The sequence below is a fragment of the Spiroplasma endosymbiont of Villa modesta genome (assembly GCF_964030925.1).
GTDB lineage: Bacteria > Bacillota_I > Bacilli_A > Mycoplasmatales > VBWQ01 > Spiroplasma_E.
Genome location: NZ_OZ034992.1, coordinates 820,541 through 836,637, shown reverse-complemented (window position 1 = coordinate 836,637; position 16,097 = coordinate 820,541). Strand labels below are relative to the sequence as shown.

The 16,097-nt window shown below is 22.4% G+C and carries 23 protein-coding genes; 4 read left to right on the top strand and 19 right to left on the bottom strand.

Features of this window, described 5'->3' with window-relative positions; translation table 4 throughout:
- Position 1: 1 nt before the first annotated feature.
- The 16 genes from AAHM89_RS05395 to AAHM89_RS05320 form a co-directional block, all read right to left on the bottom strand.
- Complete coding sequence (locus tag AAHM89_RS05395; RefSeq protein WP_342267180.1) at positions 2-1,720, bottom strand: hypothetical protein; 1,719 nt, start codon at positions 1,718-1,720, stop codon at positions 2-4.
- Positions 1,721-1,735: 15 nt separating this feature from the next.
- The gene (locus tag AAHM89_RS05390) at positions 1,736-2,920 is read right to left on the bottom strand and encodes a hypothetical protein (protein WP_342266770.1); all 1,185 of its coding nucleotides are present in this window, start codon (positions 2,918-2,920) and stop codon (positions 1,736-1,738) included.
- An 18-nt stretch (positions 2,921-2,938) separates the two neighbouring features.
- Positions 2,939-3,313: a hypothetical protein gene (locus tag AAHM89_RS05385; protein WP_338978797.1), complete on the bottom strand. Its 375-nt coding sequence runs from the start codon at positions 3,311-3,313 to the stop codon at positions 2,939-2,941.
- A 17-nt stretch (positions 3,314-3,330) separates the two neighbouring features.
- The gene (locus AAHM89_RS05380) at positions 3,331-3,516 is read right to left on the bottom strand and encodes a hypothetical protein (protein ID WP_281748210.1); all 186 of its coding nucleotides are present in this window, start codon (positions 3,514-3,516) and stop codon (positions 3,331-3,333) included.
- 1 nt (position 3,517) lies between these two features.
- A complete protein-coding gene (locus AAHM89_RS05375) occupies positions 3,518-3,706 on the bottom strand; it encodes a hypothetical protein (protein WP_174481134.1) in 189 nt (62 codons plus the stop codon).
- Between the two features lie 35 nt (positions 3,707-3,741).
- Positions 3,742-3,900, bottom strand: a complete 159-nt coding sequence (locus AAHM89_RS05370; protein WP_342267179.1) for a hypothetical protein — start codon at positions 3,898-3,900, stop codon at positions 3,742-3,744.
- A 16-nt stretch (positions 3,901-3,916) separates the two neighbouring features.
- Entirely contained in the window at positions 3,917-4,741 is an 825-nt protein-coding gene (locus AAHM89_RS05365; protein ID WP_342267178.1) for a hypothetical protein, read from the bottom strand.
- Positions 4,742-4,752: 11 nt separating this feature from the next.
- Positions 4,753-4,989 (bottom strand): hypothetical protein, encoded by a 237-nt coding sequence (locus AAHM89_RS05360; RefSeq protein WP_174480108.1) that lies wholly within the window; start codon positions 4,987-4,989, stop codon positions 4,753-4,755.
- Entirely contained in the window at positions 4,989-5,129 is a 141-nt protein-coding gene (locus tag AAHM89_RS05355) for a hypothetical protein (protein ID WP_342267177.1), read from the bottom strand. The genes AAHM89_RS05360 and AAHM89_RS05355 overlap by 1 nt, the downstream gene beginning before the upstream one ends.
- A gap of 201 nt (positions 5,130-5,330) precedes the next feature.
- Entirely contained in the window at positions 5,331-5,639 is a 309-nt protein-coding gene (locus tag AAHM89_RS05350; RefSeq protein WP_342267176.1) for a hypothetical protein, read from the bottom strand.
- Positions 5,639-5,839 (bottom strand): hypothetical protein, encoded by a 201-nt coding sequence (locus tag AAHM89_RS05345; RefSeq protein WP_342267175.1) that lies wholly within the window; start codon positions 5,837-5,839, stop codon positions 5,639-5,641. The genes AAHM89_RS05350 and AAHM89_RS05345 overlap by 1 nt, the downstream gene beginning before the upstream one ends.
- 238 nt (positions 5,840-6,077) lie before the next feature.
- Positions 6,078-6,239, bottom strand: a complete 162-nt coding sequence (locus AAHM89_RS05340) for a hypothetical protein (RefSeq protein WP_342267174.1) — start codon at positions 6,237-6,239, stop codon at positions 6,078-6,080.
- 3 nt (positions 6,240-6,242) lie between these two features.
- On the bottom strand, positions 6,243-6,536 hold the full coding sequence (locus tag AAHM89_RS05335) for a hypothetical protein (RefSeq protein ID WP_342267173.1): 294 nt from the start codon (positions 6,534-6,536) through the stop codon (positions 6,243-6,245).
- Between the two features lie 2 nt (positions 6,537-6,538).
- Positions 6,539-7,003 carry a hypothetical protein gene (locus AAHM89_RS05330; RefSeq protein WP_342267172.1) on the bottom strand — a complete coding sequence of 155 codons (465 nt, stop codon included), beginning with the start codon at positions 7,001-7,003 and terminating at the stop codon, positions 6,539-6,541.
- A gap of 8 nt (positions 7,004-7,011) precedes the next feature.
- Positions 7,012-7,215 (bottom strand): hypothetical protein, encoded by a 204-nt coding sequence (locus AAHM89_RS05325; RefSeq protein WP_342267171.1) that lies wholly within the window; start codon positions 7,213-7,215, stop codon positions 7,012-7,014.
- A 168-nt stretch (positions 7,216-7,383) separates the two neighbouring features.
- A complete protein-coding gene (locus tag AAHM89_RS05320) occupies positions 7,384-7,635 on the bottom strand; it encodes a hypothetical protein (protein ID WP_342266826.1) in 252 nt (83 codons plus the stop codon).
- 1,453 nt (positions 7,636-9,088) lie between these two features.
- Here AAHM89_RS05320 and AAHM89_RS05315 point away from each other — a divergent pair.
- Together AAHM89_RS05315 and AAHM89_RS05310 are read left to right on the top strand one after the other, a co-directional pair.
- A complete protein-coding gene (locus tag AAHM89_RS05315; RefSeq protein WP_342265776.1) occupies positions 9,089-10,066 on the top strand; it encodes an IS3 family transposase in 978 nt (325 codons plus the stop codon).
- Between the two features lie 341 nt (positions 10,067-10,407).
- Positions 10,408-11,031, top strand: coding sequence for a DDE-type integrase/transposase/recombinase (locus tag AAHM89_RS05310; protein WP_342265927.1), 624 nt, complete (start codon positions 10,408-10,410; stop codon positions 11,029-11,031).
- A 156-nt stretch (positions 11,032-11,187) separates the two neighbouring features.
- Here the strand turns inward: AAHM89_RS05310 and AAHM89_RS05305 are convergent, their stop codons facing one another.
- On the bottom strand, positions 11,188-11,607 hold the full coding sequence (locus AAHM89_RS05305; RefSeq protein ID WP_342267170.1) for a hypothetical protein: 420 nt from the start codon (positions 11,605-11,607) through the stop codon (positions 11,188-11,190).
- A gap of 196 nt (positions 11,608-11,803) precedes the next feature.
- Positions 11,804-13,426: a hypothetical protein gene (locus AAHM89_RS05300; RefSeq protein WP_342267169.1), complete on the bottom strand. Its 1,623-nt coding sequence runs from the start codon at positions 13,424-13,426 to the stop codon at positions 11,804-11,806.
- A gap of 204 nt (positions 13,427-13,630) precedes the next feature.
- Here AAHM89_RS05300 and trpS point away from each other — a divergent pair, with 204 nt between their 5' ends.
- Together trpS and AAHM89_RS05290 are read left to right on the top strand one after the other, a co-directional pair.
- Positions 13,631-14,656, top strand: a complete 1,026-nt coding sequence (gene trpS, locus AAHM89_RS05295) for a tryptophan--tRNA ligase (RefSeq protein ID WP_342267168.1) — start codon at positions 13,631-13,633, stop codon at positions 14,654-14,656.
- 12 nt (positions 14,657-14,668) lie between these two features.
- A complete protein-coding gene (locus AAHM89_RS05290) occupies positions 14,669-15,544 on the top strand; it encodes a Cof-type HAD-IIB family hydrolase (protein ID WP_174481248.1) in 876 nt (291 codons plus the stop codon).
- 246 nt (positions 15,545-15,790) lie between these two features.
- Here the strand turns inward: AAHM89_RS05290 and AAHM89_RS05285 are convergent, their stop codons facing one another.
- Positions 15,791-16,051 carry a hypothetical protein gene (locus AAHM89_RS05285; protein ID WP_338959160.1) on the bottom strand — a complete coding sequence of 87 codons (261 nt, stop codon included), beginning with the start codon at positions 16,049-16,051 and terminating at the stop codon, positions 15,791-15,793.
- Positions 16,052-16,097 lie beyond the last annotated feature (46 nt).

Here is a 16,097-nt window from a genome sequence, read left to right as displayed (position 1 = left end):
TTTATCATTCCTTAAAAAATGCTTGTTTATAATGATGAGTATGTTTTTTTGTTTTTTTATGTGTTATATGTTCAATTTCTTTTTGTATTTTATTTTTGCCTTTTTTTATTTTTTTCTTACTTTTTGCTACAACTTGACTATATGCAAACTTTTCTAAATGATGTAATAATCCAGTACCAAATAAAGTATTTACTGAAAATTTTAAACCAACATTTTTAAATGATTTGTTAATATTTTCAATAGGATTATTAATAACATTTACTACTTTATGATAAGTTCTTATTATTCTAAATATTTCTCTATATACTTTAAAACTATCTTTAATTACTTCTTGAACAACTGGCGGAGCAAATGCTATTGCTTTTAATCATTTATTATGATTTACTCCATAACCAATGTATCAACCACTATATCAACGATATCAATGAAATGGATGTATTTGAGTAACAAAAGTTTTTGCTTTAAGAATACTATCAACAACTGTAATTGGTTTATATTTAGGATTGCGATGATAAATGGTAATTGCACATTTATCTAATGACAAAGGTTGAATTTTACAACCCATAAATACTGGTGAATTTAATGGAATTAATTGTGCATGTTTAATTGCTCTTTTTTCTGCACTAGTAAATAAATCAGTTACTTTTTCTTTTAATTTATTAATTTTTTCAAATGCTTGTTTTTCTAACTTTTCAAATTTTTCTTGTAATTTATATATACTTTCTCTTATTTTTTCAAAATATGGTGTATCTTTTCAAAATTTATTTAAACCTTTTTTTAAATAAAATCTAATATCAAAATATTTAAAACTTTGATTTGCTTTTAAAACAAGTTGATGAATAACATTATTTTTAAAATTAAATTTAATAGCATTAGCACGAATTTTTTGTAAATCTAAAATTAAAGTTTTTCCATATCTATTTTCTGTATGTATTGTATGAACTAAATTTAATCAATCATGCTGATTCATAGATAGTACTTTTTTTAAATCAGTATTAAATTTTTTTAAAAAGTTATTTGCTTTTTCAATATCTTTAATTTTAAATTTAGGAGTTAATTGTGGACTTAATTTTATTAATGTATTTTGTAATAATAAGTGTTCTTTTAACTTTTGTGTTTCTAATTTTTGAAAATTATTTTTATATTGTCTTTCAGCAACATAACCTAAATCTCGTAATACTGTTTCACGATTAGGAGTAAAACTATAATTCATTAAATAACGTTTATTACCAATAATTTTATCTGTTAAAATTTCTTTTCCACTTACTTGACTAATAACTTCTTGTAAATTTTTGGCTTCTTTAATACCAACTTGTTCTAATGTTTTAGTTTCTTGTGCTAGTTTAATAAATTTAGTAGTACGATAACCACGACTAATTTTATTAAGTCCAGCAAATGCAGGTAATAAATTTAAGAAAGTATTTAATTTTGTTACATTTCCTTTTAAATAATCATAAACTTGATTAATAGTAAAATCAGTTGTAGCATAAATACCAAAATTAATAGTACTTGCAATAAAATCACTTGCACCTAATCCAAGGGCTACACTTTCACTTAATCCGCCAGTAAAAGGAGCAAGTGCTACTGCAATTACTTGTACACCAATCATTTCTAAAATTTCTCATCAAAAACTTTTATTTTCTTGTTGGTTACTTGTTCTAGTATGTTTTGGTTTATTTATGTTTAAAAGTATTGCTGTACTAGTTGTACCAATTGGCATGGCATTTAATTTCCTTTATTTAAGAGTTATTTTAATTGGATTTGTTGAACCTTTATAATTTAAATCATTAACATTTGAAGAAATAACTATGTATAAGTCACCCGCTTTTTGTTTTTGATTACTTACATTAGTTTTTCCTTGTGCATCACTAAAATATTTAATAGTTGGATTTGTTAAATTTGGATTTAATGATTTAAGTTCATTAATACTTTTTATTTGTGTATTTAATTCATTGTTATTGTTATTAACATTTGCAGTAATATTTGTTGTTAAAACTGTAATTTTAGTTTTTAAATCATTTTTTTCTGTTTTAATAACTCCACATAACATTCATCTTGATGTTGTTTCATTATTAGAAATATATGGTATTGCTTCTCCAACAACTTCACCAGCAACTTTATATGCTCTTCCTGCTTTATCATCTTTAATAAAATCTACATAAATAACTGTATTTTCTATCATGTATCTTTTCATCGCTCTTGGTGTTGCTAAAATAAAGGTCATTAATTGTTGTTCATTTTTATCATTAGTAAAAATCATATAGTCATCAAGAACGATTTCACATAATACACCTTTTACATATAAATTATTTCCATTTAAACGTAATTGTTGTGCTAACTGATTATCGGTAATTAAACCTTTATTATCAGCTAAATAAACTAAACTATCATAAAGACCATTAGTAATAAAAAATTTACTATTTGCAATGTTTCTAAATTGAAACAAAGTATTTCAAGCAGATAACATCGATTTTAAATAGCCTACTGGTGTTGTATCTTCAATATCAATTTTAGTAGCAAATTTTGCAATAGCTTGTGTATCATCAATTGCTAATTTATCTGCTAAATCATTTGCAACTTCATATTGCATACTATCTAATAAATTTTGTCCATTATTTGCTTTTAAATCTACATCTGCAATAATTTCTCCTGCAAGATATTTTTTAGTTATTTTTTTACTAATTTTATCTGTATCAACATATGGTAATTCATATCTTTTACTTTTATCATCCCAAGCAATAATTTTTACTTCCGGTTTTTTTGGTTTTTTAACAATAAATTCAATATTTACTGAGTCAACAATTTCAGTAGGAAAAAAGTTTGCCCATGGACTATTTGAAATTTTAAAAAACTCTATAAATTCTGGTGCTTCTACTAATCTCTCTGTATTGTCTAAATTTTGATTAAATGGTACTGACATTTTATTTCTTCCTTTCGTTTATAAATAATTTTTCTTTTTATAATTAATTAAAAAATTTTCTTTATCATTTGTTTTATTATTAATAATTATTTGTTTATTGCCACCTGTATTAATTGTTTGTTTAAATATTGGTTGTTCTTTAATCATTTTTTTAATAGTTTCTTCAATTTTTGAATTTTCTATATTATTTGTTTTAAATTTTAAATAATCATAAAATTCAGTTTTAACTTGATATTTTTTAAATATATTAATCATTTCTTTTTCTTTAATTTCTTGATTAAGTTTATTTAACTTATTTTCTGCTTCATTAACTTTATTTTCTATTTCTTGTTGAGCATTATTTTCATTTAAAGGTTCAGTTGTTTGTTGAACATTATTTTCATTTTCTAACATTTAACATTCTCCTAATCTTATCCCAATAATCAATCTTTAACTAATTGTGGCATTTCACTTATTAATTTTTTATAATCATTAACTGCGTTTTCTAATGTATCAATATCAGAAAATTTAAAACAATTATCAATATGTAAATCAAAATCTCTATCAATACTGATATCTTGTTTTCTATATTTTTCATTAAATTCAATTTTTGTCATATTATTTTTCTCCTTTATTAATTTTTTCGTTTAATTTTGCTAATTTTTTTTGATGTTTTATAATTTTGTTATTTGCTCTAACATGTTTTGGAGTTGTGATAAATCTTTTTAATAAAACAATAATTTCTCTGCAAATTAATGTTCCAACACTTGTTCCAATAATTATTAATTCATGTAAAAATTCTTTCATTTGAATATTTTCCTTTCAATTTTTAATTTTTCTAATTATTCATCAAATTGCCCACCATTAATTCTTTCAATCATTGATTGTGAATTACTTATAATAGTTACTAATAAAGAAATTTCTTTATTTAATTGTTCCATCCTTTCTTTATGTATTTTTATTTCGTGATTATAATATTCAATTAATTTTTCTTTATTCATAAATTACTCACCTCCTTTATAAACTCATGTGATTATAATCTCAATTTAATGAAGCATTATCGTGATTTAATGCTACTTTGCTCATATTATCACTACCGTATTGACTAGTTGTTTCACTATTAATTGTGAATCTATTATTATTTACTAATCTTGCAGTTTCATCATTAAATGATGTTTCTTGCATTTCTTGAATATGATTTGTAGTTTCCATAGGTAGTAAATTATGGATTATTTCACTTGCACCAGCAATAATAGTAGGTACTGCATAAGCATTATTAAAATCATTATTAATACCCATTGCAACACCAGTTGAAATTAAACAACCACCAGTTGCCATATTACAAATTTTTCTTATTGCTTCAAATTTATTAGGTATTAACTCAGTTAATCCACTAATAAAATTTGAAATACCATAAGTATTTAATGAAATATAAGTATCTCAATCCATTAATGACTGATGTTCTTGTTTATTTAATAGTAATCATGGCGGACCTTCTGTTGTGGTTGTAGTAGTTATTGGAATTGGTGTTATTGGAATAATAGGATTAATATTATTTTCTGTTCATTTACTATAATTTGCTAAACCAATTGTTCCTAATCCTAATGCTATTTTTTTAGAACTATTAATTAATTTAGTTTTAGTATTTGGTCTTTGATTTAAATTTCAAATATCTAAACCTAATTTTTTACCAAATAATAAACTATTAATTGAACCTAATACTGGATTTAAAATTACTTGACCATAATAAGCACTTGTACCAATCATTGCACAAATTGGGCTTATACCAGTTCTTATTAATTTAGTTAAAGTATAATTTGATTGATTTTCTATATTTGGCATTTTAATCTCCTTTAATTTTCTAATTTTTTAATTGTTACTTTAATTCAACCTTGATAAACATCATTATCACCAACTATTAATGCAACATTACTTTCTGGGTCAGAAACAATTATGTGTTTTGATTTAACATTTGGGTATTGTCTTAAAATAATTGCTCTAATATCATTACTTGTATGAATTGCTTTTGGAAATGGTGATAATATTTCAATTTCATCTTTATTTTCAAACAAAGTAGGTAATATTATCATTAGTCAAATTCTCCGTTTTTTATTTTTTCAATAAATTCTTGATGTATTATTAAATTTATTGAAATAATTGTTTGTTTTTCTAAGTTATCAGTTTCCATAAATAAATTTTTTAAATATTCAATTAATTTTTCTTTATTCATAATTTAACCTTTCTTTCCTAACTCTTTTATTTTGTTTTTGTTTACAAAAGTTGTTACATTTATGGGCATAAACTCTACCATAACCACATTTATTATTCTTTTTAATTTTTATTATCATTATTTTTAAATGTTTCTTCTTTTTCATCAAAATACAATTTAGTGTTTGCTTCTATTCACTTCTCAAAAGAATTTAACTTTAATTTATTCATTATCAAATTCACCATTTTCTATTAGTTTATTTAAGATAAATAATGTTACATCCGTTCTCCGTGCTGGCTCTAATTCAATTAAATCATTAATATATTTAATTAATTTTTCTTTATATTCATCAATATATTTTTGAGCCATTTTTCTTCTTATTTTTTCAACTTTTATCATATGTTCTTCACAAAAATATCTTACTTGAACATTATCTTTATCTAATTTTGTTGGTAAATTAGTACAATTTGTTATATGTTTTCCAATTTCATTAACTTCACTATAACAACATGGTATATTTTCTTTATTCATTATTTATTCTCCTTATTTTTAAATTCATTTTTTATTTCTTTTATTTTATTTTTAAATTGTTTTTTATGAAAATAACACATATTAAAAAATTGAACAGCACTATCTTCTATATTTCCAATTTTTAAAGTAACTAATACTTTACTATTACAATCTTTAACAATACATTTAAGTAATACTTTTTCTTGTTTTTGTTTTTGCATTATTTATTATCCTTAACCTTTCCACATCATCGGCAAGCTGCATAATTTTTAGTAAATTCACGCCAATAATTATGTTCATTTTTAATACAATATTTATCTTTTTTCTTAATATAAGCCATTATTTATTCTCCTTTTAATTTTTTTATATATTTATAACATTGACAACTTCCATCACTACCATCTAATTTAATCAATCTGCAATTATCACAATAACAATCTCTGTTGCAAGCGCAACTCATTATTTATTCTCCTTATTTTTAATTTGATTAGAAATTTCACTTAATATTTTTAATACTTTATATTCATTTTTTAATTCTTTAATAATAAATATTAAAAATATTATTAGTGTTATACTTGTTATTAATATTGGTATTATCAATAAAATTTTTCATAATATCATTTTTTACTCTTTTCATTTTTTAAATCATTTAACATTGATTGAACAAAATGCACGATTTTTAGGAATATTTAAAGTATTAAAAATTTGACCAGTTACTAAAATTTCATCATTTTTGTTTAATAAAATACAGCGTCTATAAAGTTTTGGGTTATTAAAAATTAAAGTAACATAGTTTAATCCATTTCATTGACCACGAACACTATAATATAATTCTTTATTACCTTTTTCGTAATATTTTGCTTCAATAGTGTTACTAAGTTTTACTGTTAATTTGACATAATTTACTTTATCTTTCATGTTTATAATTTCCTTAAATAATTATCAAAAATTAATATTTTCTTATGATTTTTTAAATAATATTGAATATGCTTATAAGCATCTTGTTCATGTTTTGTTAATTTTATATTTCCTTTATAATTTGTTATTTTATTTTTATTTTTTGGGTGGTTTTCTAGATAATTTCAGTTAAAAACATCTTGAACTAATACCATTAATGCACCAATAATTTTAGGTGTTGATAATGGATTAGTTAATAATTGTTTTGAACTTAAAAAGAAATTTTCTACAATAACTAATATTTTTTTATCAATAAATTTTTCTTTAATTAATTGCAATTTTTCTTTATACATATTTTTAGTTCATAAAACAGTTAATGTATTAAATGTTTCATTAAAAACAATATTATTAGTTTCACTTGAATATATAACCATTCCATTATTACCAATTCCAGCAGGGTCAATTCCAATAATTAAGTCATATTGCATTAATTAAGTTAACCTCTAATAACCGTTTTAATAATTTCTAACTCACAATTACATCAACAATATTTACATTCTTCAATAAATTCTTTATGACCACAAACTAAATTATCTTTTTTTAAATCATCAATCAGTTTAATTAGCCCTATTTTAAATTCAATATCATCACTGTCTGGTATGCAAATCGTTCCTCTTTTAGTTAAATATTCTTTATCCATATTTATACCTCCTACTTAACTTAATATTTAAAATACAGTCATAACAAATTGCTTTACTATTTTTATCTCTTAAAAAATATTTTCTTGTTTTTATATCATCAGTATTAAAGAATAAATAATCTAATTTATGTTGTTTACATGTTCAACAAAAATACTTTTTTTGCATAATTAATCACTTCTACATCAATTACAAACATATCCATATGGGTTTGTATAATCTAAATGTTCAGCAATATCATAATCATCTTCAAATTTTCTAATATTATGTTGTTCTGATTCTAATTCTGTTTTAAAGCGATAAAGCATTTGGATTTTGTCATCTTCATATAATTCATTACATTCAACACATCTTTTTCTTCTTTTTTTAATTTTTTTATCAATCTTTCTTAGTGCTTCATAATCAAGAATTTCTATTACCATAATAATCCTTTCCTAATATGTTCTGTTGCTTCTAGCATAAAGAACATATATTTTGATTTTTAGGTTATTAATAATACTACTATTCGTTTTATTCATTCCATGAAAACTGGGCTCAAAAATAAATTGTGAAATTTTAAAAAGAAATCGAGGCATTCGATTCAATATTTATTTAATTTATGTTTAATAAATTAATATTTTAATTGAACCGGCACCGCTCAATTTTTTTTACAAGTTTGAAATTTATTTTTTCGCCCAAAAAATTTTTCAAAAAAAATAAAAAATAAAACCAACACTTGCTCACTGGGGAGTGGCAAGGTTGGTTAAATAAAGAATAGAATTAATATAGTAGGTTCCCTAAGCAGGTCTATATATACTAGTTTCCAATTCGCTCCCACCCCAAGAATTACCATTAATGGTTAGTATATTTTATTAGGTATCACTCCACTTTTTATTTATCCATGCAAGTCCACATGTTCTAGCTACTATTTTTAACAACTGTGTTGTAGTTCACTTTTTTAGTTCCCTAACACGTGTTGATAATAGCGTTAAAGAGGTTTATTAATTATTAACTTTCTCCTACTTGGTCACTGCGTGTAGTAGATATTTAAAGGTTGCTAATAATAAAAATTTTAAAATTTTACAATTACAAAAAAAAGACAAGATTATTTCTTGTCTTTTTCCTTAATAACTTTGAGAATAATTTTTATTTTTTTAAATGTATATTTTTTAAAATACGTCGAATATAAATTTAAATTTAAGGGTTAAAGAGAGTAATTTTATCTAATTTTCATTATTTTTCAAATAATTCATTTTTGGAAATAAGTTACTAATATGATAATAAATTATTTCGTAACTTTGACAATCTCCCAATTGTTGATTATCAATATCGAACGAGAAAAACTATACATGGATTAGTAACTTATAAAAGAAGAATTTATGAATATTTTAATGAAAAATTACAAAAATGAGTTCGTGTTTGTTTAGTTGATGAGATACTAGAACTGCCAAAATATAAAAGAATAGGTGAAGATATTGAACAAACTATTATTGAATATTTTGCTGATGGAAAAAGATACAGAGATATTTGAGATATTATAAAAAAAGCAAATATTAGTCTTAGTTCTATTCATAGAGTTTTTAAAAATTTAGAAGTAATTGAAGCAAATCCAGTAAAAGTAAATTTATTAGAAAAAATCAGCCTATTTTTGTAGCAATTGATGATGGTCACCGAAAATTTTGAAATTTTAAACGTAAAGGTACAAAACATTCTATGCGATTAATAGTAACATATACAGATAATATTAATCACAAAGTACAAAATAAAAGAGTAGCCACTTGCCACTTGCCACTTAGCCCTTTTTACTAGACCATTAATTTAAAAAACCTGAATGTATTCTAAAAACAATTGTGTTATATAATTAACACTAATTTTAACCTGAAAGGATTTTTATTAATGGATAAAATTAAACAAATAGCATTAGTAATTAACAAATTAAATATCAAAGAAAAAATTAAAATTATTGATGATTGTAAAAATCAATATTCAATTAGAAACCTATGTCAATATCTTCAATTAAACAGATCAACATATTACTTTTTAAAAAATAAACAAAAACCTATTAAAAAAGAAGAAAATCATATTATTAAATGCAATCATAAATATCAAAAAATATGCCAACTTTTAATCGAATTTCATTCTACAAGAAAAGGCAGAATTTATGGATATTTAAGAATTTTTTCAGCTTTTAAAGAGTGATTAAAACAAGAAAAAAATATCATTTTAAATATAGAATTATCAATAAAACAAATGCGAAAAATTATGAAAGAACACAATATTCAAGGATTAAAACAAACTAAAAATAACTATCCTAAAAACAAAAAAAATCCAAATAAGTGAATACCTACAATGGATAAAGTAAACAAAGATTATAAAAGTACAACCTCTTCAAATCAAATTTGATCAATGGACACTAAACAAATAAATACTAAAGAAGGATGATTATATCTTTTTGTAATTATTGATTTTTATTCAAATAATGTTGTTAGTTATAATATTGCTCCTAATAAATCATATCAGGATTTAATTCTTCCTGCTCTTGAAAAAATCAACAAACAATTTTCTTGAAATCAAGTAAAAAATGTTATTTTACATTCAGATAACGCCAACGAATTTTATTGTCAGGATATCACAAAATGAGCAGAGGATAAACAAATAATTTTAAGCAAAAAACAACCTTATGATATTGGTGGTAATGTATTATCTGAAAACTGATTTTCTCATTTATCTCAAGAATGACTACCTAAAGGATCAAATCAATATTTATCCATCAATGAAGCTATAAATGATGTAAATCAATATGTTATGTTTTATAATTATGAAAGAATACATTCTAAATTTCTAAAACCACCAATTTTACAAATTAAAATTTAGAATTTTATATCAAAAATGGTCCAGTAATTAAGGACCAACCACCAATTAAAATTATTGATGATTGTAAAAATCAATATTCAATTAGAAACCTATGTCAATATCTTCAATTAAACAGATCAACATATTACTTTTTAAAAAATAAACAAAAACCTATTAAAAAAGAAGAAAATCATATTATTAAATGCAATCATAAATATCAAAAAATATGCCAACTTTTAATCGAATTTCATTCTACAAGAAAAAGCAGAATTTATGGATATTTAAGAATTTTTTCAGCTTTTAAAGAGTGATTAAAACAAGAAAAAAATATCATTTTAAATATAGAATTATCAATAAAACAAATGCGAAAAATTATGAAAGAACACAATATTCAAGGATTAAAACAAACTAAAAATAACTATCCTAAAAACAAAAAAAATCCAAATAAGTGAATACCTACAATGGATAAAGTAAACAAAGATTATAAAAGTACAACCTCTTCAAATCAAATTTGATCAATGGACACTAAACAAATAAATACTAAAGAAGGATGATTATATCTTTTTGTAATTATTGATTTTTATTCAAATAATGTTGTTAGTTATAATATTGCTCCTAATAAATCATATCAGGATTTAATTCTTCCTGCTCTTGAAAAAATCAACAAACAATTTTCTTGAAATCAAGTAAAAAATGTTATTTTACATTCAGATAACGCCAACGAATTTTATTGTCAGGATATCACAAAATGAGCAGAGGATAAACAAATAATTTTAAGCAAAAAACAACCTTATGATATTGGTGGTAATGTATTATCTGAAAACTGATTTTCTCATTTATCTCAAGAATGACTACCTAAAGGATCAAATCAATATTTATCCATCAATGAAGCTATAAATGATGTAAATCAATATGTTATGTTTTATAATTATGAAAGAATACATTCTAAATTTCTAAAACCACCAATTTTACAAATTAAAATTTAGAATTTTATATCAAAAATGGTCCAGTAATTAAGGGCCAACCACCGATTTTATAAATACTAAACCATATAAAATTTTAAAACGTTTGCCTATGAGCAAATTTGGTGCTCTAAAATTGATTTTAAATATAAAAGAAATTGTAATTGCAATCTCTCATTTTTACATTTGTGGTAAGTTTGATTTAGTCGGATTTATTAATAAATTATTTAAAGTTGCATTATTAATTTTATTAACATCTATATTTATTTCACTATTTGATTTTCTTATATATAATTCTTTTACTTTTTTAATATTTCCAAAAAGTTCTTTTGACATTTTTATAAAAAAATCATTTTTTTCTTTAATTATTTTATTTTTATCAATTTTTCCAAAAGTAAATATTTTCAATATTCAATAACTAATTTTTTTAAATTTGCTAATCTTTTGTTTTTTTAAATTTTCAATAATATCAACAATAGTAGTTTGAGCTAAATTAACTCTATTACTAATAATTTCTGGAGTAAATTGATTTTTATTAATAATTATTTTTATCAATTCTCTATTAATTCATTCATATTCTTCTTGTAAATTATTATTCATTTTTTCATCCTTTCAAAATAAAAACTCATTTACTTTGAAATTAAAGCAATGAGTTAAAAACTTAATTGAATTGTGTTACTTAATTTAATTAAATTATACAAAAAAAATTCGCAAATCAAAATTTCAAGCTAAATTTTTAACGTTTATTTGGAATTTGTGTTTATATTTATTTAACACTGTAACTTTCCAAAATAATTTATTTTTTTATAAATATTTTTGGGAAATTTTCACTCAATATTGACATACCAGAATCGTTAGAATTACTCTTTTCTAAGAGTAGCTTTACTTTAGTAAATGGTTCTACTTCTGAAAGTTGTTTTTTTGTTTCAATTTCTACTTCTATCTTAAAATTATCTAAACTAGAATCTGAAATAGATGATTTATTTTCATTAATTTTTATTTTTAATTCACTTTCTCTTACTATTAGTGTTTCTATATCTTTATCAATTTTATCTACACTAATGGCATTTAATGAATTTAATTTATCACTTTTTTCTTTTTGAAGTATTTCTAAATCAGTTAATGGTTGCATATTTTCAATTGAAATATTTTTTAATTTTTCTCTTTGTTGTTTAATTTTTAGTATTGTATTTTCTAATAAAAATTGTTTTTGACTATTAGTTACTTTTAAATCTTCTATTTCTTTAGTACTATTCTTTTTGTTTAATTGTGATTTTAATGAAAATCAATTTTCCTTTAATATATTTGTCTCTTTTTTATGTTTTAATATTTCATCAGACAAATCTTTTTTTTGTTTTATTTTATTTTCATTTGTCATTCGTAAATCAGTAATTTCTTTATTTATATTACTTCGATTAACAAATTCTTTATCTAATTTTTTTTGAACACTTTTGTAATTACAAAAAATGCCAAAAGTTAATAGTGAAATAACACGACGTCAAATACTATCTCTTCAATCTTGTAAAACCATAATATTTTGAAAAATATTTTCTGAATCTTTTAGTTTTAAACTAATATTTTCTTCATTACTTTTAATTTCTTTTTCTAAACAAGAAATTGAATTAGTTTTTGCATCTATATTGTCATTTAATGTTTTAATATTTAAATTTATTTCATCTATTTTTGTGATTAATTGTTCTTTAGAACTTTCATTATCATTCAAAATAGATTGTATTTGACCTTTATTTGCATCAATGTCTGTTGTTAATTGTTCCTTGTTTTTTTCTAATCTTTCAATTTCTAATTCAATTTCTGATTTTTGTTTTATTAATGCAATTAAATTTTCTAAACTTTGTAATTCCACTTTCAATTCTTCTTTTTTTAAAATTTCTTTTTTTAAATTTAATATTTTAGTTTTTTCTTCTTGTAATTTTGTCATATTTTCTTTTAATGCTTTTAAACTACCATTAAAAAAAGATGATTCTTGAATTATTTCTTTTAAATTAAATAATTCATTTCTAATTCTTTCTAAGGTTCTTCTGTTATCTACTTTGTCTAGATTCCTGTTTTTTATATCTTTATCAGTTTCTTTACTTTCAACTTCTAAAGTATATATATATTCATTAACTGCTTTTAATTTATCAGTCATCTGATTAACATATTGTTCAATAAATGTTTTTTTATCTTCACTATCTTTGATATTTCTTAATTGACTTTCAGCTTTCTTCAATATATCTTCTAGTTGTTTTCTTTCAAATTCAAAACTTGCTTGTTTTTCGGCAATATTTTGTTTCTTGATTTCTAATTCCTCAAGTTTTAACCCAAGAGTTTGAAGATATTCTTTCACATTGTTTCGATCTTCTATTTTCTCTAAATATTTTTGTAAATCATCCTTATATTTTTCTTCTACAAATAACATAAAAAAACTCCTTTATAAAGTAAAAAACCCATTACTCTTAAAAAATAAAAGCTATGGGTCAAAAACTATTTTTAATTTATGTTTTTATTATATCAAAATCAAACAAACAAAATCAAACAAATTTTAATATAATTAATTGAATTATTTAACTTTATCATTGATAATTAATTATATTAAAAAATTAATTTGGAGGAAACAAAATATATGACTCGTATTATATCTGGAATAACTAGCACTGGAAAATTAACTCTTGGTAACTACTTGGGAGCAATTAATAATTTTTTAAAATTGCAAGACGAACATGAACTCTTAATATTTGTTGCAAATTTACATGGATTAACACTACCAATAAAAGCACAAGAATTAAGAGATAATATTAAAGATATTGCCGCTTGATATTTTGCTGCTGGTATTATACCAAATAAATCTCATATTTTTATTCAATCTGATGTTTTAGCCCATAGTCAATTAGGATATATATTATTATGTAATAGTTATGTCGGTGAATTAGAACGAATGACACAATTTAAAGATAAAAGTCAAAAAATGACAAATCAACAAAATAAAACGATTAGTATTCCAACAGGTATTCTTACATATCCAGCATTAATGGCTGCTGATATTTTACTATATGACGCTGATTTTGTGCCAGTTGGTGTTGATCAAACTCAACATTTAGAATTGACAAAAACTTTAGCAACAAGAATGAATAACAATTATAAAACTGATTTATTCAAAATTCCTAAAATAATTATTGATAAACAAGCACAGAAAATTATGAGTTTACAAGAACCTGAAAAAAAAATGTCAAAATCTGATACTAATCTAAAAAATACTATTTTTTTAAGCGATAGCAAACAAGAAGTTACCAATAAAATTAAAAAAGCAGTTACTGATTCAGAAAATATTATTAAATTTGATCCAGAACATAAGCCTGGAGTTAGTAATTTATTAACTATTTATGCTAGCATTACTAAAAAAGATATCAAAACTTGTGAACAATATTTCAGCAATCACAATTATGGTTTTTTAAAAGAAGAAGTAATTAAAGTAATAAATGATTTATTAGAACCAATGCAAAAAAAACACCAAGAATTTATTAATGAAAAATCATCACAATTAGCAAAATATTTAGAAGAAGGTGCAAATTTTGCTAATAATATTGCTACTAAAAAATTAAACTTTGTTCAAGACACAATGGGTATTAATTTTATCGAGAAAGAAAGATAGGAGGAAGAGACAATGTCTTTATACAATAAAAAACAAAAACATTTAATCCTAGTTGATTTAGATGGTACTCTATTAAAAAGTGGTGGACGAGAAATTCATATTAATACTAAAAAAGCACTAATTGATGCTCAAAAACAAGGTCATATTGTTTGTATTGTCACTGGTCGACCTTATCGTGGATCAATTAAATTTTATCGTGAATTAGGTCTTAATACATTACTATGCAATTTTAATGGTGGCCATATTCATGATCCAAAAATCAAAAAATTCAAACGATTAGTTTTTCCAATTTCTGAAACAATTGTTAAACATATTTTAAATGAAGACTATATTTTTCAACAAATTGAAAACGCGGTTATTGAATATTACAACAAAGCAGTATGTTGAAAAAAAGATGATTTCTTTGAAACTTATTTTCATTTAGATACTATTGAAAATGATACTTTTACAATTAGTAAATTAATTCGTGATTGAAAAGGGAGCGCTAATGCCATTTTAATTGAATTTAAAGAAAATACTAATCTTGATCAAGTATATCGTGACTTGGAAAAATATTCAAACTCAATTAAGGTAAATACTTGAAATCGTTATGATAATAATAAACTAATCTTTGAAATTTCAAGTAAATTTATTGATAAAGGAATGACAGCTCGCATTTTGGCTCAATATTATAATGTTGATATTAGAGATGTTATTGCTTATGGTGATGAAATTAATGATAAAGAAATGTTGATGGAAGTTGGCTATGGTGTAGCAATGAAAAATGGTAATATTGTTATTAAAAGTATTGCCAATGATATTACTACTAAAACTAATGATGAGGGTGGCGTTGGTGATCATTTATCAAAATTATTAAATCTTTATGAAGAAAGTGAAATTTATATTTAATGGAAATGAAAATATATTAACTATTATTTCTATATTTGTAATATGATATAGTTTTTAAACATTAATATAAGTTTTTAACCTATTTACTTTATTTTTAAAGTAAATAGGTTTTTATTTAAAAAAGTTTTTTATAAATTTAATATACTAAAATAAAAAACCTATTGTTTTATTTTTCAAAACAATAGGACATTAATTATATTAAACTTCTACTAAATATAAATATTTTAATACTATTAATACAAAAAACTATAAAACTTCTAAAGGCAAGAAGTCAAAAATTTCTGGGTGATTGGCACAAAACTTTAATTCCGAATCATTTTTTTGTTCTTCAATTTTAATTTTTAATTCATTTAATTGCTTTTTTATTTTAAGTAATTGAGCAGGTGCTGGTGGTTGTTTATCTCATTCATCAAATAATATTTTACCTGTTTTAAAAAGTTTTTCATACTGACATTTTAAACAACTATTTTGCTGTGATTCATGATCATGGATATTTTTGCCAAACATAAAATTACCTACTTTCCTCAATTCTTTTACTTAAATTTATTATGCC